The following is an 18,077-nucleotide window of genomic DNA, read 5'->3' as shown; positions in this document are numbered from 1 at the left end:
GGCGCGTTCAGGCGGCCTGCTTCATCGATTTGGCCAGTCGCTTGATCGCCTGTTCGAGCGGCCGCTGGCCATCGCAGTAGTCCTGCCAGGCGCTCGTCTTTGACAGCAGCGCCGGCACGGTGCGGATGTTAAACCGCTTCGGATCGAGATCCGTCTTTACCTGGCTCCATGTCAACGGCATCGACACTGTAGCCCCCGGACGGGCGCGCGGGGACAGCGGCGCCACGGCCGTCGCCATGCGATCGTTGCGCAGATAGTCGAGGAAGATGCGGCCATTGCGCTGGTTCTTGGCCATCTTGATCAGATAGAGTTCCGGGTTCTCGCGCGCCATCTGCAGGCAGACGTCGTGCGCGAAACCCTTTGCCTCGTGCCACGCCAGCTTCTTACCCTTGGCCACGGCGAGCGGCGTGACGACGTGAAGGCCCTTGCCGCCGGTGGTCTTGCAAAAACTGACGAGGCCAAGTTCCTCCAGCCGGTCACGCATCTCGCGGGCGGCTTCGACGACGGTGGAGAAGGGGACGTCCGGACCCGGATCGAGGTCGAAAACGAGGCGGCCCGGCACTTCAGGGAGTTTCGGCTCGCAATTCCAGGGATGAAGCTCGACACCACCGATCTGGGCGATGGCGGCCAAGCCCTCGGCGCGATCGATCTGTAAATAAGGTTTTTTGTCCCCGAAGACCTGCACCAGTTCCAGGAGATCGGACGTGCCCGGCATCGCATGCCGCTGGAAAAACTGCTCTCCGCCAATGCCATCGGGAGTCCGGATGATCGAGCACGGCCGGCCCTTGATATGATCGATCAGCCAAGGGCCGACGGCCTCGTAGTAACGAGCCAGTTCCACCTTCGTGACCGGTTCGCCATCGTTGGCGTCCGGCCAAAGCGGCTTGTCCGGGTTGGAGATCAACACGCCCATGACATCTTCCTTGCCGCCTTTGCGCGGCGGCTTTCCGGGCCGTTTGGGTTTGGCCTCTGTCTCCGGATCGGGCGTTTCCAGCTCCGCTGGTTCGACCGGCTTCTCGGCGACGACTTCCCCCGCTGGCTTATCTTCCCGCAGTCCCTTGAAGGCCGCCTGGCGGACGAGCCCGTCGGCAGTCCAGCCGGCGAACTCGATCTCTGCCACCAGATCCGGCTTCACCCAGACGACGTTGGGATCCTTCTTCGGCGCTCCGATACCGGTGAACGGTGACTTCGCCGTTTCCAGCGCGCGCAGCTTGGGCAGCAGCACGTCGACCTTGCCGGCGCCATAGCCCGTGCCGACACGGCCGACATAGACAAAATGGCTGCCGCGGTTAACGCCGACCAGCAGCGAGCGGAACTTGCCGTTGGTCGTGGCGTAGGCGCCGATCACCACCTCATGGCCGGCCCGGCATTTGGATTTGGCCCAGGTCGCGGTGCGGCCGGATTGATAGGGCGCATCCGCCTGTTTGGAGACGATGCCTTCGAGCGACAGCTTGCACGCCGACTTCAAAACGGCGTCGCCGCCGGTCTCGAAATGCTGGACGAAGCGCAAGCGGGGATCCTCGCCAGCGTCATCGAGCAGTTTCTGCAGCCGATCCTTTCGCTCGGTCAGCGGCAGTTGTCGAAGATCCTTATTGCCTTCAAACAGCAGGTCGAAGGCAAAATAGACCAGCGCATCCGTCTTGCCTTCCGAGAGCGCCGCCTGAAGTGCTGCGAAGTCTGGCGCGCCATTTTCGTCAAGGGCGCAGATCTCGCCGTCGATGATGGCGTCAGGAAGCGCGGCGCCGGATTCGGCGATTGCCGGGTACTTTGCCGTCCAGTCGAGGCCCTTGCGGGTTTTGAGCGTCGCTTTTCCGTTTTCGATGCGCATCTGGATGCGGTATCCGTCGAACTTGATCTCGTGGATCCAGCCATCGGCGGCAGGCGGACGCTCGCGCGTCTCGCAGAGCTGCGGCGCGATGAAGTCCGGCATTGCGGCCTTCGCTGCTTTGGCAGCTTTGGCCGGCGCTTTCTTCTTGGCTTTGGTTTCGGCTTTGCGCTCTTCCGCTGCAAGGCCGTGATTGCTGTCCCAGACCGCATCCGCCTGGACTTCGACACTCTCGATCATGAACGGCTTCGGCTTCTTGCCCTTGCCGGCGGCGATCGCCTCCATCGTCCGACCCGAGGCGACGGAGGTTGCGTTGTCTTCCAAAATGGCCGCGCCGTTCTCATCGACCGAAAAATCATCATGATGCTTAATCAGCAGCCAATTGGTTCGTTTGCCGCCGTCACGGTCGTTCCGCATCCGCACCAACACGAAGCTGCCGTGCAGCCTCTCCCCCTCCAGCGTGAACTTGAAATCGCCCTTGGAGAGGGCCTGCTCTGGCGTCTTGCTGCCTTCGGGCTCCCAGTAGCCGCGATCCCACAACATCACCGTGCCCCCGCCATACTGGCCTTTCGGGATCGTGCCCTCGAAGTCGCCGTAGTCGAGCGGGTGGTCCTCGACCTCGACCGCCAACCGCTTGTCGTGTGGATCGAGCGACGGTCCCTTGGTGACGGCCCAGGACTTGAAGACGCCATCGAGCTCAAGCCGGAGATCATAATGTAGCCGCGTAGCGTCGTGCTTCTGGATGACGAAGCGCCTGCGATTCGAGGCCTTCAGCTTCGCTGCGCCGCTCGGCTCTTGCGTCTTTTGAAAATCGCGCTTCTGCTTGTAGGTCGAGAGCTTGTCGCTGGCCATGGCAGTCCCCGGTAAAAATCCGCCTCCCGTCTCGGATGAAGACGGGGACGAGGCGCGGGCCGGACAGGTAAGACGCTCGGCTGCCGTTTCGTTGGCCGCGATGAGAAACCGGAAAAATCATCGCGTTCGTCATACCTGTCACGTCCGGTTGACACAGCACGCGACCTCAACAAGCAAAAGGCAAGAGATAATCGTTTTGTTCCACGGAGTTGAGCAGGGGGAGTTGGACAGGAGCGCCATCTCTTCTGAATGATCGACCTTGCCCAGCCGGAATTGGTATGCGCTCTCGGCATAACTGCACTGCAGTAAAGTCTATTTAATAGGCGGGGAGAACCCGTATGATGTGTCTATCGAAGCGATGCACCTCCTCCCGCGTCGGTTCGATTGGCAGACGTCCTCTCCTCCTCCCAAGGGCGTTTGCGGGAACAGCAACACTCCTCCTCCCAGTTGCTGTTCGGATATTTTCGGAAAGCCTGCCGCACCTCCTCCCGCGGCAGGCTTTTTCGTTTCGGCCGGTGTCAAGCCGCGGCATCTTTCAGGTCCTTGTGCAAAACGCGAAAAAAATGAGGCCGCAGAGTCACTTGGCTCCCACAGCCTAGGCTCCTGATTCGTTTCATCATTTCGCCCACACCGCTTTAGCGGAGCCTAAATAAGCTCATTAAGACCGGCTTGACTCCTTCGAGAAGACGGAACAAAAGAAGAACATAAACAATTTTCGGGGACATGAGGTCCATGCAACGCGAGCCGAGGAGGTCCGTGAACGATGTCGCGCGCCTACAATCCTCGGATGATCGAGGAACTCAGAGACCGGATCGCGCTTCTCGAGGGGAGTGCGTCAAGAAAAGCCGTCGTGCTTCCCTTCGGCGTTCGCCAAATGGACGAACGGCTACCGGGCGGCGGACTGGCCTATGGTGCCGTGCATGAAATTGCCGGTGGCGGCTCTGGCACTGTGGATGGCGCGGCGGCAGCGTTGTTCGCCGCCGGCATTGCCGCGCGCTCGAAAGGCAAGGTGCTTTGGTGCCTGACGAGACCTGACCTGTTTTTCCCGGCGATCGCCCAGGCCGGCCTGCATCCCGATCGTGTGATCTTCTGCGAAGGCGATAAGGAAGAGGATGTCCTTGCCTCCATGGAAGAGGGGCTCTCTTTTGGGGGATTGGCTGCTGTCGTGGGCGAGCTTGTGCGTTTGCCGATGGTGGCATCCCGGCGGCTGCAGCTGGCTGCCGAGAAAACCGGGACCATCGGGCTCGTTGTCCGCAGATGGCGGCGTCAGACGGAAGCGTCGGACTTCGGCAATCCGACGGCCTCGACGACACGGTGGAGGGTGAGCGTGCTTCCGTCGGAGGAACTGCCAGTGGCTGGGGTCGGCCGGGCTCGATGGCTGTTGGAATTGATGCGCGTGAAAGCAGGCGAATGTGCTGAGTTTGAAATAGGAGCCTGTGATGCCAAGGGTCGTGTGTGTCTACTTCCCCACTCTGCCAACAGACCGGATACGTCGACATGGAGAGGGAGCCGTGCCAGCTGATCAGCCGCTCGTCGTCATTTCCAAATCGGGGTCGAAACGCTGGATCTCGGCTGCCGATACCGCCGCGCGCAAGCTTGGCCTCAAGCTCGGCATGCCGGCGAGCAAAGCCCAGGCCGTGGTTGCCAACCTCACGATGATCGATGCTGATCCCAGCGCCGACGCTGCTGCCCTTGAGCGGCTCGCGCTGTGGGCGCTCCGCCAGTACAGCCCGGTCGTAGCCGTCGATGGCATGGACGGGATCGTCATGGATACCGAAGGCGCCGATCACCTTCAAGGCGGTGAAGATCTGCTAATCTCCGGGCTGGTCAACGGCTTGAGAGCACGGGGCCTGACCGCACGTGCCGCCGTCGCCGACACATGGGGAGCCGCGCATGCGATCACCCGCGTGACGTCGGCTGGAACGACGGTTGTCCCGGTTGGCGGCGTTGCGAAAGCGGTTACTGGCCTGCCGATCCACTGTCTGCGTCTTCCACCAGACACAGTCCATGGACTGCGGGTGATGGGCGTCGAGACGGTTGGCGAACTCTCCGCAATGCCGCGCGCTCCCGTGACCCTGCGATACGGACCCGAAGTCGGCCGGCGGCTGGATCGGCTCTTTGGGCGGATGGCGGAACCCATCGAACCCCTGCGCACTCCGGAGCTTGTCGAGACAGCGAGGAACTTTCAGGAGCCGATCGGCGCGGCGGAAACGATCGCCAAATATGTGCGCCGACTGGTCGGCGAACTGACCACCAAGCTGGAGACACGCGGTCTCGGCGTCAGGCGTTCCGATCTCGTCATCTATCGTGTCGACAACACCCGCCAGTGTATTCGAGCGGGGTTGGCGAAACCGGTCCGGGATCCCGCCCGACTGTCAAAGCTGCTTTGCGACCGCATCGAAAAGATCGACCCGGGCTTCGGGATCGAACGACTTGTCCTTGTCGCCATCATGGCAGAGCCACTCGAGGAGCGACAGGCTGCGTCCTCTCTGATTGAAGAGCCCGTCGTCGACGTGACGCCGCTTGTCGATATTCTCGGCAATCGCGGCCAGCGGCTTTACCGGGTCACGCCCGTCGCCTCCGACGTTCCCGAGCGATCGGTGATGCGCGTCGGCCCGACGGCCGACGAGACTGGAGCGACATGGGCCGCAAATTGGCCGAGGCCATCGCGGCTGCTGGCAAACCCGGAACGGATCGACGTCACCGCTCTGCTCCCCGACCAGCCGCCGGCCGTATTCACCTGGCGCGGAAAGCGCCGTCGGGTGAAGCGCGCAGACGGGCCGGAGCGGATATTCGGCGAGTGGTGGCTTCGGCCGAGAGAACATGCCGCCGTTCGAGATTATTTCGTCGTCGAGGACGAGGCCGGCGAACGCTACTGGGTCTATCGCGCCGGCGACGGGGTGGACACTGACACGGGCTCGCATCTCTGGTTTCTGCATGGAGTGTTCGGATGAGATATGCCGAGCTCCAGGTCACCACGCATTTCTCGTTCCTACGCGGTGCCAGTTCCGCGGAGGAACTGTTCGCGACCGCGGCAGCGCTTGGCATTGATGCCTTGGGCGTTGTCGATCGCAACTCGCTTGCCGGCATCGTGCGCGCCTGGGAAGCGGCAAAGACCACGGGCGTGAGACTTGTTGTCGGCTGTCGGCTCGATCTTTCCGACGGCATGTCTATCCTGGTCTACCCAACCGACCGTCCAGCCTGTCCGACATCAGCGCCCATGAGACAGACCTGGCTTAATTGAGAAGAGAGGATTTTCGGCTCATCGTAGCTCTATCAAAGGAAGCGAAGATGAGACAAAAATCCGGGCCGCAGACATCGGCGGCCGAGAAGACGATCAAGGACATTCGGCGCGCGACGCGCAAGCACCATTCTGCGGAAGACAAAATCCGCATCGTGTTGGAAGGGTTGCGTGGCGAAGACAGCATAGCTGCGATCTGCCGCCGTGAGGGGATCGCCGAGAGCCTGTATTATAGCTGGTCGAAGGAATTCCTTGAAGCGGGCAAGAAGCGGCTTGCCGGTGATACCGCTCGTTCAGCGACCAGTGACGAGGTCAAGGCTCTGCGCCGTGAAAGCCGCGACCTGAAAGAGGCGCTGGCTGACCTCACCCTGGAGAACCGCCTGCTCAAAAAAAGCATGATCGCGGATGGGGGCGACGAAGAATGAGATATCCCGCCACCGAGAAACTGGAAATCATCCGGTTGGTCGAGCAATCGCACCTGTCGGCTAGGCAGACACTCGACAAGCTCGGAATTCCAAGGCCGTCCTTCTACCGCTGGTATGATCGCTTCCTGACCCATGGCGTCGAGGGGCTGGAAGACCGGACGTCTGCGCCGTCACGGGTGTGGAACCGCATCCCCGACGATATCAGGGACAGGATCATCGAAATGGCGCTGGACCACGCCGACCTGTCGCCGCGCGAACTGGCGGTGAAGTTCACCGACACGAAAAACTATTTCGTGTCGGAGGCTTCGGTCTATCGGCTGCTCAAGGCCCATGACCTGATTACCTCGCCTGCCTATATCGTCATCAAGGCGAATGACGAGTTCAAGGACAAGACCACGCGTCCGAACGAGATGTGGCAAACCGACTTCACCTACCTGAAGGTCATCGGCTGGGGATGGTTCTACTTGTCGACCATCCTCGACGATTATTCCCGCTACATCATCGCCTGGAAGCTGTGCACCAGCATGAAGGTCGATGACGTCACCGACCCCCTCGACTTGGCGCTGACCGCCTCAGGCTGCGACAAGGTCAAGGTCGAACATCGACCGCGCCTGCTGTCCGACAACGGCCCGTGTTACGTCGCTTCCGATCTCGGCGAATGGCTGGAGACATACAAGATCAACCAGGTTCATGGCGCTCCCGGCCATCCGCAGACACAAGGGAAAATCGAACGCTGGCACCAGACATTGAAGAACCGCATCCTGCTGGAAAACTACTTCTTCAAAGAAGACCTCGAAGCCCAGATCGCAGCCTTCATCGAGCACTACAACCATCGCAGATACCACGAGAGCCTCGACAATCTCACCCCGGCCGACGTCTACTTCGGGCGCGGCCAGACCATCCTGCTCGAACGCGAAAGGATCAAACGAGAAACCATCAGACAACGCCGCTTGAACCACCAGGCCAAAGCGGCTTAGATCAACCCGCAAACCGAGCCGGAAACTCCAATCTTCCAAAGACCAAAACGTCTCAAATCATTCGACGACGGACAGAGCAGTGTTTTCGCGTGCATTCGGCGCTTGCTAGGCCACCACCAGCGGAGCCTTCCCCCATCGGGTAGTTAAAGCCGGACCCGGCATCGAGCCAGGTCCGGCTTTTTGGGTAGCCACCGAGAGGAGGAAAACCTGCTCAGTATCCGGTGATGATGCCGACGGGACTGCCGTCGTCAAGGATGAGCGGTCCCCCCAATTTCGAATTGGCAGCAGAGCCGCCAACACGAAATCGGCTCCCCCACTCCCCGGCGCTGCCGGTCGCTTCAGCGATCCCTGACATCGACATTCCCTTTCCGGCGCCGCTGATCGTCTTTCACATAGGAGATCAGACGATGACCTACGAACTCGAACAACAGATCGAAGAACTTCGTGCCGAAATGCGTAACGCTGTCGATCCTTGCGAGCGCCGCCAGATCGAAGCCGAGCTGGATCTCGCACAGGCGGAACTGACGCTGGCGATTGCCGAGATGGACGGCTGCGTCGATACGGAGCCACCTTTCTGAGGGGCGGCCTCAAGTCGCGTCGTGTGCGTCACCCGGTACCCGAAGATCTCCTGTTGATCGGATTTCATTGACATCAGGGACGGTGCGTCCCGGGCGTCTGGCTGCAACCTGATGACGCCAGAATTTTCCCCGCTTATCGCTCCTCGCGCATCAAAATTCAGTCGCCATCAGGTCCTCCGCTCCGCTTCGGCCCTGCGGGTGCAGCCGTCCTTCCCCGTCCGCTCTTCATCCCCGCAATGAACGCAATCAACAGGAGATCCATGATGCAACAGCTCGCAAAATTTCTCAGCGCCACCGGCCGCCGTCTACGTACACTTGGCAAAGTCGTCAGTCACCTCTTCCGCAAGGGCAAGCTCGGCCTGAAGATCGCGATTAAGATTCCGTTCTTCGCAGACGTTGAGCTCAACATCGAAACCGAATGGGACCGGCGCGAGTGAGCGCCAACAGGCTCGGCCTTCACCGGCCTTGCCGTCCTAGCACCATGGTTCGCGACGTCCTGTCCAGGTCCGGGCCAGCCCTTCCGAGACCAGAATATCGCCGAGGCTATGGCCATGGCGAACAAGAACCCGCAGAGCGCGACCGTAGAGATCCTTGTCACGACCCGGCCATGCCTGCAATTCGAATGGACCCTGGTTCACAAGTTCGATCAGCCGCTCGGTCGCGCGGTTACCGAGAGCAAATTCCGAGGCGCATTTGGGCTCGCTGATCTCGGGTGCGTCGATGTCTGCAACCCGGACTTTCGTTCCATCGATCCAAAGCGTATCGCCATCGATGACGCAGCTAATCCGATCGCCGTCGGTGCATTTTTCAAACTTTACCGAAGTCATATGTGGTGCAGCCAGCGTTATCGTTGGAGCACTGACCGCCAGGGCGGCGACGCTCACGAGGGGAGGGATTATCGCGAGGATCGCGAGATTGCGTTGCCCTCTCTTTTTCCGGAAGAGAAGCCGGAGATCAGGTGGATATGCCAAACGTCAAATGCTCCTGTTTCATCATCGTCGATGTGTGGATGTCAGCCAAAGGTCGCAAGGGATCGCCCACCGTCAATGACGGGCTGCCGAAGGCGTGACCCGGTATCCACGGCCTCGCTTCTGTCGGAGAAGATCGAGGAAGGCTGTGACAGCGTCTCGCTCTTTGGCGAAACGCTGGACCTTCATCTGGCCCTGCGCACCGATCCGGCCCCAGCGGCGTGTCAGGCAGATCTCGCCGAACAGATTGGGCTCAATCGTCATGGCATAGAAGCGAGCCATGTTACGGGCTTCGTCCGTGCGTTCCACATAAAGCTGATAGGGTTGAGTGAGCATGGCAGCATAATCGCTCGGCCGCCAATTTTCGTCCAACGAGAGATATGAATCGATGACGTCTGACCGATTCATTTTCGTGAAGTTCCGCTGAAGGCTATGGGCGGTCCGCCTGCGGCGTACAGCTCTATTCGCCGGGGCGAACGATGTCCTGCGGTCTTCGCCCATTCGGGTCACGATCTTCCCGTAAACACCAGGCGCCATCGGTGCAAACGGGCGTCGATCAATATCCGAGGAAGCCGAGGACATCCCCGCCATAGAATTCTCCGTAGCCGTCAGGATGCCCGATGACTTCCCCACTGTCCTTATCGATAAGCGCGCCGTCGGCTTCGCGAACCCCCGCCGTGATGCCATGTTTGCGGCATTCCTCGATCGCCTCGGTCGCCGTCACCTGTGCTTCGCACGCTTCCCAATATCTCATTGTTGCGCCCTCGATCTATCGCACAACAGGTTCATGCGTGCCGTAAGAGCTCTTGTGAAACCGGTTCTTTCCGACACAGGCCTTCATGTCCTCGCGCCGGAACCAGATGGCGCGCCCGCATCGAAGCGGTGCATTGCCCGACGTGAAGACGATCTGTTCGTCGGCGCGCATGCGCAGAACCTCATGCGGAAGGATCAACGGCCGGCGGTTGAGTTGCTTCGACCGCGATCTCGACGACCCCTTCAATCCGGACGAGCGATTAGTCTGATCGACCTCGACCGTCGTGTCGCCGCAGCGCTTGGAGATGTAGTCGGCGGTATCGGGATCGTTGATTGCCGAGAAAGAAATCCACGAGGCGGATTCGAACCATTTGCTCGTCGCGTCACGCCCGCCATATGCCTCGCGCATCTGGCCGAGCGACTGGAAGATCATCGTCAGCGTGATGCCGTATTTGCGGCCTGCGTCTCGGGCGGTTTCGAGGATGCGCAGATAGCCGAGGCGTGCCACCTCGTCGAGCAGGAAAAGGGTGCACCCCTTCACATCGCCGTTGCGGTTATAGATCGCGTTGAGCAGCGAGCCAATGACCACGCGCGCGAAGCCTGGATGGGCTTCCAGCACTTTCAGATCGAGCGCGATGAAGATGTCCGTCTCGCCGTTTGCGAGATCGTCCGTCGAGAAACTGTCGCCGGAGACCAGAGCGGCATAGTTGGGGTAGGACAGCCAGTGCGTTTCCTTAACGGCATTGGCATAGACACCGGAAAATGTCTCCGGCGTCATGTTGACGAAGACGGCGACATTTTCCTTCACGAAGTCGGACTCTGACCCTTCGTAGATTTTCGTCAGGCGTGCCCGAAGCTGCGGCTCGGGTTCGGACAGATTGGCCCGGACACGGCGCAAAGTTTGGTCTTTTTCAGCTGTGTGCCCCGACAGGCAAACGTCGGCGATCAGCGCCGTCAAAAGCTGCATCGCCGAGGCTCTGAAGAAGTCGTCTCGAGCGGACGCCGTGCGCGCATTGTCGGTCATGATCCATGTGGCGACGGCGACGATATCCTCTTCCTTGGTATTGCCATGACGACCGATCCAGTCCAACGCGTTGAACCCGACAGCCGACGCGGTGGGATCGAGTACGATCACTTTCCGGCCCGCCTGGCGCCTGTGTTCACTGACCATGCGCGCAACCTCGCTCGACGGATCAAGCACAACCAGACCGCCTCCCCATTTGAGCGCGGTCGGGATCGTCACCGAGGTCGTCTTGAATCCGCCCGAACCGGCAAAGACGATCCCGTGCGACGAGCCGAAGGAACCGTCGAAACAGAGTAGGGGCGCCTTGCCACCGCCGCCCCAGCTTTGTTTGTCATCGGCCCGGAACGGCAGAGCGGCAACACTATCGCGATCGACGCGATATCGCTCGCCAATGACGATGCCGCCTTGCTGGGGAAACAGCTTTCCGGCCTCTTGCATCTTCATCCAGTCGGCTTCACCGTGGACCGCGCGCCTGCCGCCGATCCGCTTTGGTCCCGCCATTGCGAAAGCGGCATTCCCCTTGATCGCAACCCTCAAGGCGAAGACGCTTCCGATGAAGCAGACACTAGCGCCGATCATCGTTGCCGGGTCGGCATAGGCGAGAACCGATTGCTTGGCAGGCACGTCGCGGGCAATAGCGGCCAAGCGGATCGTCTCGCGTGAAATCGCGGTGATGACGACCAAAGCGCCGCCAGCCAGCACGCTCAGACCGGCAGCCTTGATATTGGCCGAACCATTGGCCGCGAACAGCGCGACGACGCCGATTGCGGCGGCAACGAAATAGGGCAGGGCGAGGCCGATGCGGCCCAGCATCAGCTTCGCTTGCGCCGATGTGCCGAGCGCCGCCAGCCGATGTTCAAAACCTGAGATGAGGACCATCGCCGTGATCATGATTGCCGCGGGCAGGATTGCCAGAAGCAGCCTATTCGCCGTCATTGCCAAAGGCCTCCGCGCCGATTGCTGCCAGTCGGGCCTTCTCCGTTTCGTCGCCCCTGATCCGCTTGGCGGCATCGAGCAGCAGGCCGAGCAGCAAAGAACGCTTCTCGTACCGCAGTCCCGCCTTGACGATCAGACCGCCGAGTTCGATTTTTTCGCGCGTGTCCTTTTTGCGCGCCTCTGTCGTCGTTGATTTCGCCATCCGCTCAAGCCTCAACAGACCCGCCCGCATCCGCGCTAGCCGGCTGCGTCGCGGACGGGTCACTGCCGCTCCTGCTCTCGCCGGCATACTTTCTTCCGGTCGCAGCACCTTTGCCTCCGCGAAACCGTTTGGCGACGTCCTCGAAGGCAGCCTGAAGCTCTGCCTCATCAATCACGATTTCCCCGAGACCTGCCTTCAGTGCGATGCGGCCGATGCGTTCGGCCTCACGGGTCTCGGCCTGCTTCAGCTGGTCCTGCAATCTTGCGATCTCTTCCCTGATCTTCGATGACGGCTTCTTCATTCCGGTTGCTCCTTTGAGTTCTGGGCGTTGCATGTGCGACGCCCAGATTCTTCCGGATGTGCTGAAAAAGACATCTGCAGATCTGCAGATCGCCAAGGGTGATGCTTTTGTGAATGATCCCGCCGTTCCGAAGGAATGGCTCCAAGGGCGCATTTATACGTCGCGAAGCGACGTGTTGCTCATCGCCCCTGGCGGGGCCGTGTGGCCCCAGCCGCTCCGGACGAACCCGTTCGAACCCTGGAGTTTCCTTCGCTGTGGCCATCGCCCATTTCTCAGCCAGCATCGTCAGCCGCGGGTCGGGCCGCAGTGTCGTGCTGTCTGCGGCCTATCGGCACTGCGCGAAGATGGAATACGAGCGTGAGGCCCGAACCATCGACTACACGCGCAAACAGGGCCTGCTGCACGAGGAGTTCATGCTTCCCGCCGGCGCCCCGAAATGGTTTCGCTCCCTGACCGCTGATCGTTCTGTCGCTGGCGCCTCGGAGGCCTTCTGGAACAAGGTCGAAGCGTTTGAGAAGCGCGCCGATGCGCAGCTTGCTCGCGACCTGACCATCGCACTTCCGCTGGAGCTGTCCGCCGAGCAGAACATCGCCCTGGTCCGGGATTTTATTGAGAAACACATTCTCGCCAAGGGCATGGTTGCTGACTGGGTTTATCACGACAATCCCGGCAACCCGCATATCCATCTGATGGCCACGCTACGGCCTTTGACGGAGGAGGGGTTCGGCTCGAAGAAGGTCCCTGTCAGTGGCGACGACGGCCAGCCGGTTAGAACGAAGTCCGGGAAGATCCTCTACGAGCTCTGGGCTGGATCGAGGGACGATTTCAATGTGCTGCGCGACGGCTGGTTCGAACGACAGAACCATCATCTGGCACTTGGCGGTATCGATCTTCGCGTCGACGGCCGCTCCTACGAAAAGCAGGGAATTGATCTCGAGCCCACCATTCATCTCGGCGTCGGGGCCAAGGCGATCGAGCGCAAGGCAGAGCAACAGGGTGTTCTGCCGGAGCTTGAACGGGTCGAACTGAACGAGCAGCGCCGCACGGAAAACGCCCGCCGCATCTTGAAGAATCCTGCCATCGTGCTCGACCTGATCACGCGGGAAAAGAGCGTCTTCGACGAGCGAGATATCGCCAAGGTCGTGCATCGCTACATCGACGATCCCGCTGTCTTCCAGAAGCTGATGATCAGGATCATCCCGAACCCGGACGTGTTGCGGCTGCAGCGCGACACGATCGATCTTGCCACGGGCAAGAAACTGCCAGCGCGCTACTCGACGCGAGCGATGATCCGGCTGGAAGCGACGATGGCGCGACAGGCCATGTGGCTGTCGGCTAAGCAGACGCATGCCGTTTCCGAGGCTGTACTGGGTGCGACGTTCCGGCGGCATGAGCGGCTGTCCGACGAGCAGAAAGCAGCGATTGAGCGCATTGCCGGACCTGCCCGCATCGCTGCCGTCGTCGGCCGCGCCGGGGCCGGCAAGACCACGATGATGAAGGCGGCTCGTGAGGCCTGGGAACTGGCCGGATATCGCGTCGTTGGCGGCGCGCTTGCGGGCAAGGCAGCTGAGGGCCTGGAGAAGGAAGCCGGGATCCAGAGCCGGACGCTTGCCTCATGGGAGCTGCGCTGGAACAGCGGTCGTGACGTGCTGGACGGCAAGACGATCTTCGTCATGGACGAGGCCGGCATGGTCGCCTCGAAACAGATGGCCGGGTTCGTCGATGCCGTGGTGAGAGCAGGTGCGAAGATCGTGCTGGTCGGCGATCCCGAACAGCTCCAGCCGATCGAAGCGGGTGCTGCCTTCCGCGCGATTGTCGATCGCATTGGATACGTCGAACTCGAAACCATCTATCGCCAGCGCGACGACTGGATGCGGAAGGCATCGCTCGATCTTGCGCGCGGCAATGTCGAGAAGGCTCTCGTTGCCTATGAGGGTCAGGGCAGGGTGCTCGGCTCTCGTGTGAAGTCCGAAGCCGTCGAGAGGCTGATCGCCGATTGGAACCGCGACTACGATCGGACGAAGACAACATTGATCCTCGCTCATCTGCGCCGCGATGTTCGCATGCTAAACGTCATGGCCCGCGAGAAGCTGGTCGAACGCGGTATTGTCGGTGGAGGTCATGTCTTCAAGACGGCCGATGGCGAGCGCCATTTCGATATCGGCGACCAGATCGTCTTCCTGAAGAACGAGGGATCGCTTGGGCTCAAGAATGGCATGATCGGTCATGTCGTCGAGGCCCAACCCAACCGCATCGTCGCAACGGTTGGCGAGGGCGATCGGCGCCGACAGGTGATCGTCGAACAGCGGTTCTACAACAATCTCGACCACGGCTACGCCACGACAATTCACAAGTCGCAAGGCGCGACCGTCGACAAGGTCAAGGTGCTCGCTTCCCTGTCCCTGGATCGGCATCTGACCTATGTTGCGATGACTCGCCATCGTCAGGATCTGCAGCTCTACTACGGGACGAGATCCTTCTCCTTCAATGGCGGCCTCGCTAAGGTTTTATCCCGAAAAAATGCCAAGGAGACGACGCTCGATTACGAGCGCGGTCAGCTCTATCGCGAGGCGCTCCGCTTTGCCGAAACGCGCGGCCTGCACATTGTCCAGGTCGCCCGCACGCTGGTCCGCGACCGGCTTGACTGGACTCTGCGCCAGAGGGCGAAGCTTGTCGATCTCAGCCAGCGCCTTAGCGCCTTCGCCGCGCGCCTTGGCTTCACCCAAACCTCGAAGACCGAAACGATGAAGGAGGCCGCACCCATGGTCGCAGGCATCAAGACATTTTCTGGTTCTGTTGCCGATACGGTCGGTGACAGGCTTGGCGCCGATCCCGCTCTGAAACGGCAATGGGAAGATGCCTCGGCGCGCTTCGCCTATGTCTTCGCCGATCCCGAAACCGCGTTCCGCGCGATGAACTTCGATGCAGTGCTCAGTGACAAACAGGTAGCGAAACAGATCCTGCAGAAACTCGAGGTGGAACCGGCGTCAATCGGTCCACTGAGGGGCAAGACCGGCATCCTCGCTACCAAGTCAGAGCGGGAGGCGCGCCGCGTCGCGGAGGTCAATGTTCCGGCCTTGAAGCAGGATCTTGAGCAATATCTTCGGATGCGCGAGACCGCTGCAATGCGGCACCAGGCGGACGAGCAGACCCTGCGCCAGCGGGTTTCGATCGACATTCCGGCGCTGTCGCCGGCGGCGCGTGTTGTGCTGGAGCGGGTGCGTGACGCTATCGACCGCAATGATCTGCCGGCGGCGCTGGCCTACGCGCTCAGCAATCGCGAGACCAACCTAGAAATCGACGGGTTCAACAAAGCCGTCACCGAGCGGTTTGGGGAGCGAACGCTGTTGAGCAACGCGGCGCGCGAGCCTTCCGGAGCGCTGTATGAAAAGCTTTCCGAGGGAATGAAGCCGGAGCAGAAGGAACAGCTGAAACAAGCTTGGCCGGTCATGCGAACGGCGCAACAGCTTGGCGTCCACGAGCGCACCGTCCAATCGCTAAGACAAGCCGAGGAACGGCGTCTATCCCAGCGCCAGACACCGGTGCTGAAGCAGTGAGGCGGAGGCACATCCTTCTGTTTCTGATGGGCGCCGCCGTTGTCATGTCCACACTGGTGGCGATTGCCTTCGCGGGTGGCTATCGGCTGAACCTGACCCCAAGCGAGCCGCTCGGCCTCTGGCGGATCGAAGAGCTTCAACGCCCGGTCGCCATCGGTGATCTGGTGTTTCTGTGCCCACCCATGACAGCCACGTTCACAGAAGCACGGCGGCGCGGATATCTGCGGCGAGGGCTTTGCGCCGGCGGAATTGCGCCGCTGATCAAGACGGTCGCAGCACTTCCCGGACAGCGGGTCGAAATCACCGATCACGTGCTCATCGACGGCCGTTCCGTTCCCGCATCGTCCCTGTGGAACAGGGATGGCGAGGGCAGGGTGCTCTCGGCCGATCCCGGCGGTGTCGTGCCGCCGCATCATCTGTTTCTTCACTCATCCTTCGCGAGTTCCTATGACAGTCGATACTTTGGCCCGGTTCCGGATTCCGGTCTTCTCGGCCTGGCGCAGCCGGTCTTCACCTTTGAGCCGTGATGACGATGAAAATCATCCACCAAATTGCTGGAAATCCATACGCCTGATCATCGCGGCCATTGCCTGTGGGTGGATCGGCTGGAGCGGCGAGGTGCTTCTTCTTCCGGTCGCCATGATCTTCCCTTTACTCTGGGCAAGGGCGCCGTCACGCACGATTGCTACCCTATTAGCAGCTGGATATTTCCTGGCGGCCTCCCGTGGGCTGCCGCATGGCGTGGCGACCTTCTATGCCGCCAATCTCTGGCCTGGTCTGGCGCTCTGGGTAGTGGCGTCCGCATCCTTCGTCACTGTTCATGCGATGTTTTGGACGAAACCTCGTGGCGAAAACGCTTCCGGGAGAAAAGGGACGGATGCGGCCAGAGCGCTACGCTATCTTGTGGTGATGGTGCTGATGGCAGTGCCGCCCTTCGGCATCACCGGTTGGGCGCATCCCCTGACAGCAGCCGGGGTGCTGTTTCCTGGCTGGGGATGGTGGGGACTGGGCGCGACCGCGATCCTGTTGGTCGTCATGACCGGTAGACGATGGCAAATCGCGGTCGCAGTCCTCGGAGGACTTTACGTCTGGTCCGCCACGAACTGGACGCCCCCGAAACGAACACCCGGCTGGATGGCCGTCGATTTGAAACAGGGGGCAAGCCTTGGGCGCGATGGCTCGCTTCAGTATCACCGTGATCTGATTGCGAGGGTGCGCAAGGCCGCGGAGGCAGGCAAGGATGTTCGTGTCGCGGCGCTGCCCGAAAGTGCACTTGGCTTCTGGACGCCGACGGTCGAGCGGGTCTGGCAGGAAGGGTTCCGTGGCTCGGACCTCACCATCGTCGCAGGTGCTGCTGTCATCGACGCCAAGGGCTATGACAACGTGATGGTAGCGATCTCTGCCGATGCGGCAAAGATCCTTTATCGTGAGCGTATGCCGGTTCCCGGCTCGATGTGGCAACCGTGGTTGCAATGGACCGGGCAGGGCGGTGGCGCGCGGGCCAACTTCTTCGGCAATCCGATGGTCGAGGCTGACGGTTTCAAGGTCGCGCCGCTGATCTGCTACGAGCAGCTTATTCTTTGGCCGGTGCTGCAATCATTGCTGTACTCGCCCGAATTGATTATTGCGGTCGGCAATGGCTGGTGGACGGAAAACACCTCGATCGTCGCCATCCAAAAAGCGAGCTCGGTCGCTTGGGCAAGCCTCTTTGGCCTGCCCATCGTTATGGTCTTCAACACCTAGGGGTACTCAGCATGCTCGATGCGTTCCTGATTCAGCAATGCGCAGATCCCTCCCTGAAGCCTGCGATCGTCGAGCAGTTCATTGCGATGGCGGGATCGCAGGATCCTCTCGCGATCACCGTGCGCTCTGGCAATCGTCTGGTGCTGGTGCCGAAGCCGACAACACCGGAAGAGGCACTGGCCGTGATCCGCGACAATCTCGGTCGCAACACCGTTCGCGTCGGTATCACCCAGTATCCGGCAGGCCTCGGAATCGTGGAGGCTGGCCAGTTGAAGCCAGAGATGGTCGAGCCCTGTGAGAATATCCGCATGGGAACGGCGCTGTTTGCCAAGGTCTTTCGGATCGTCCTGAAATGGTATGGCAATCCCTCAGCGAAAGAGGTCCTGCCACAGGTTATGGACGATGCGGTTGTCGCTTGGCAGACAGGATATTTCGAAGGCGTGGCCGTGTTTCGCGCGGAGGATCCAGGTGACGCAAAGTCCCCTCAGCCGGTACACGATCCGCTACATGACGGCGACAAAGATGTCGGCTCCCGGGAAAATCTCGGTGAACCCGAAGTGGTCCCGGAACATGCCGGCTCAGATCCGAACAAGGCAGGTATGCGGATTGATCTGACAGGAATAGGAGGAAGAACTTGAGTTTCTGCAGATCTGCAAAGTGATTGTTTTTCCATCGCTCTAGCGAAAACAATACCC

General features: G+C 60.8%; 16 protein-coding genes and 1 pseudogene. 10 read left to right on the top strand and 7 right to left on the bottom strand.

Translation table 11 applies throughout. From position 1 onward, the window contains the following. Positions 1-7: 7 nt before the first annotated feature. Positions 8-2,677: a DNA ligase D gene (gene ligD, locus LQK81_RS23050; protein WP_230808760.1), complete on the bottom strand. Its 2,670-nt coding sequence runs from the start codon at positions 2,675-2,677 to the stop codon at positions 8-10. 763 nt (positions 2,678-3,440) lie between these two features. On the opposite strand from ligD, the gene LQK81_RS23045 reads away from it, so the two are divergent. The 6 genes and pseudogenes from LQK81_RS23045 to LQK81_RS23020 all read left to right on the top strand — a co-directional run bounded on the left by LQK81_RS23045 (position 3,441) and on the right by LQK81_RS23020 (position 8,335). Further along, positions 3,441-4,199: an ImuA family protein gene (locus LQK81_RS23045; protein WP_230808759.1), complete on the top strand. Its 759-nt coding sequence runs from the start codon at positions 3,441-3,443 to the stop codon at positions 4,197-4,199. Beyond that, positions 4,117-5,631, top strand: a complete 1,515-nt coding sequence (locus LQK81_RS23040) for a DNA polymerase Y family protein (RefSeq protein ID WP_230808758.1) — start codon at positions 4,117-4,119, stop codon at positions 5,629-5,631. The genes LQK81_RS23045 and LQK81_RS23040 overlap by 83 nt, the downstream gene beginning before the upstream one ends. After that, positions 5,628-5,879: pseudogene (locus LQK81_RS23035) on the top strand (PHP domain-containing protein); the annotation flags it as partial. The gene LQK81_RS23040 and the pseudogene LQK81_RS23035, both read left to right, overlap by 4 nt. Before the next feature lie 89 nt (positions 5,880-5,968). Then, positions 5,969-7,320 (top strand): IS3 family transposase gene (locus tag LQK81_RS23030; protein ID WP_230808757.1). Its coding sequence is split into 2 segments (ribosomal slippage): positions 5,969-6,305 and positions 6,305-7,320, totalling 1,353 coding nucleotides; the frame shifts between segments, so codons are not numbered across the junction. Between the two features lie 407 nt (positions 7,321-7,727). Beyond that, a complete protein-coding gene (locus tag LQK81_RS23025) occupies positions 7,728-7,898 on the top strand; it encodes a hypothetical protein (RefSeq protein WP_230808756.1) in 171 nt (56 codons plus the stop codon). 263 nt (positions 7,899-8,161) lie between these two features. Then, the gene (locus LQK81_RS23020) at positions 8,162-8,335 is read left to right on the top strand and encodes a hypothetical protein (RefSeq protein ID WP_230808755.1); all 174 of its coding nucleotides are present in this window, start codon (positions 8,162-8,164) and stop codon (positions 8,333-8,335) included. A 36-nt stretch (positions 8,336-8,371) separates the two neighbouring features. Here LQK81_RS23020 and LQK81_RS23015 read toward each other — a convergent pair whose 3' ends face one another. From LQK81_RS23015 to traC, 6 genes are all read right to left on the bottom strand, one after another. Then, a complete protein-coding gene (locus LQK81_RS23015; protein WP_230808815.1) occupies positions 8,372-8,725 on the bottom strand; it encodes a thermonuclease family protein in 354 nt (117 codons plus the stop codon). A 216-nt stretch (positions 8,726-8,941) separates the two neighbouring features. Further along, positions 8,942-9,130: a WGR domain-containing protein gene (locus tag LQK81_RS26380; protein ID WP_330166576.1), complete on the bottom strand. Its 189-nt coding sequence runs from the start codon at positions 9,128-9,130 to the stop codon at positions 8,942-8,944. A gap of 292 nt (positions 9,131-9,422) precedes the next feature. After that, positions 9,423-9,590: a hypothetical protein gene (locus LQK81_RS23005; protein WP_230808754.1), complete on the bottom strand. Its 168-nt coding sequence runs from the start codon at positions 9,588-9,590 to the stop codon at positions 9,423-9,425. A gap of 45 nt (positions 9,591-9,635) precedes the next feature. Then, on the bottom strand, positions 9,636-11,579 hold the full coding sequence (traG, locus tag LQK81_RS23000; protein ID WP_230808753.1) for a Ti-type conjugative transfer system protein TraG: 1,944 nt from the start codon (positions 11,577-11,579) through the stop codon (positions 9,636-9,638). Beyond that, positions 11,566-11,781, bottom strand: coding sequence for a type IV conjugative transfer system coupling protein TraD (traD, locus tag LQK81_RS22995; protein ID WP_230808752.1), 216 nt, complete (start codon positions 11,779-11,781; stop codon positions 11,566-11,568). Before traD ends, traG begins: the two co-directional genes overlap by 14 nt. A gap of 4 nt (positions 11,782-11,785) precedes the next feature. Beyond that, complete coding sequence (traC, locus tag LQK81_RS22990; protein WP_230808814.1) at positions 11,786-12,082, bottom strand: conjugal transfer protein TraC; 297 nt, start codon at positions 12,080-12,082, stop codon at positions 11,786-11,788. 254 nt (positions 12,083-12,336) lie between these two features. Between traC and traA the strand changes: the two genes are divergently transcribed. The 4 genes from traA to LQK81_RS22970 are packed head-to-tail and all read left to right on the top strand — an operon-like array spanning position 12,337 to position 18,020. After that, a complete protein-coding gene (gene traA, locus LQK81_RS22985) occupies positions 12,337-15,639 on the top strand; it encodes a Ti-type conjugative transfer relaxase TraA (RefSeq protein WP_230808751.1) in 3,303 nt (1,100 codons plus the stop codon). After that, positions 15,636-16,166, top strand: coding sequence for a conjugative transfer signal peptidase TraF (gene traF / locus LQK81_RS22980; RefSeq protein WP_230808750.1), 531 nt, complete (start codon positions 15,636-15,638; stop codon positions 16,164-16,166). Before traA ends, traF begins: the two co-directional genes overlap by 4 nt. Continuing rightward, on the top strand, positions 16,087-17,382 hold the full coding sequence (locus LQK81_RS22975) for a conjugal transfer protein TraB (protein WP_230808749.1): 1,296 nt from the start codon (positions 16,087-16,089) through the stop codon (positions 17,380-17,382). Before traF ends, LQK81_RS22975 begins: the two co-directional genes overlap by 80 nt. 11 nt (positions 17,383-17,393) lie before the next feature. Then, the gene (locus tag LQK81_RS22970) at positions 17,394-18,020 is read left to right on the top strand and encodes a TraH family protein (protein ID WP_230808748.1); all 627 of its coding nucleotides are present in this window, start codon (positions 17,394-17,396) and stop codon (positions 18,018-18,020) included. Positions 18,021-18,077: the final 57 nt, after the last annotated feature.

It is taken from the genome of Rhizobium sp. GN54 (assembly GCF_021026345.1).
Taxonomy (GTDB): Bacteria; Pseudomonadota; Alphaproteobacteria; order Rhizobiales; family Rhizobiaceae; genus Mycoplana.
This window is presented reverse-complemented; position numbering and strand designations above follow the sequence as displayed.

What these genes read in the sequence shown, in the direction of transcription:
- ligD (WP_230808760.1), bottom strand. Translation starts at nt 2,677, where the DNA reads ATGGCCAGCGACAAGCTCTCGACCTACAAGCAGAAGCGCGATTTTCAA.
- LQK81_RS23045 (WP_230808759.1), top strand. Translation starts at nt 3,441, where the DNA reads ATGTCGCGCGCCTACAATCCTCGGATGATCGAGGAACTCAGAGACCGG.
- LQK81_RS23040 (WP_230808758.1), top strand. Translation starts at nt 4,117, where the DNA reads ATGCCAAGGGTCGTGTGTGTCTACTTCCCCACTCTGCCAACAGACCGG.
- LQK81_RS23025 (WP_230808756.1), top strand. Translation starts at nt 7,728, where the DNA reads ATGACCTACGAACTCGAACAACAGATCGAAGAACTTCGTGCCGAAATG.
- LQK81_RS23020 (WP_230808755.1), top strand. Translation starts at nt 8,162, where the DNA reads ATGCAACAGCTCGCAAAATTTCTCAGCGCCACCGGCCGCCGTCTACGT.
- LQK81_RS23015 (WP_230808815.1), bottom strand. Translation starts at nt 8,725, where the DNA reads ATGACTTCGGTAAAGTTTGAAAAATGCACCGACGGCGATCGGATTAGC.
- LQK81_RS26380 (WP_330166576.1), bottom strand. Translation starts at nt 9,130, where the DNA reads ATGACGATTGAGCCCAATCTGTTCGGCGAGATCTGCCTGACACGCCGC.
- traG (WP_230808753.1), bottom strand. Translation starts at nt 11,579, where the DNA reads ATGACGGCGAATAGGCTGCTTCTGGCAATCCTGCCCGCGGCAATCATG.
- traD (WP_230808752.1), bottom strand. Translation starts at nt 11,781, where the DNA reads ATGGCGAAATCAACGACGACAGAGGCGCGCAAAAAGGACACGCGCGAA.
- traC (WP_230808814.1), bottom strand. Translation starts at nt 12,082, where the DNA reads ATGAAGAAGCCGTCATCGAAGATCAGGGAAGAGATCGCAAGATTGCAG.
- LQK81_RS22975 (WP_230808749.1), top strand. Translation starts at nt 16,087, where the DNA reads ATGACAGTCGATACTTTGGCCCGGTTCCGGATTCCGGTCTTCTCGGCC.
- LQK81_RS22970 (WP_230808748.1), top strand. Translation starts at nt 17,394, where the DNA reads ATGCTCGATGCGTTCCTGATTCAGCAATGCGCAGATCCCTCCCTGAAG.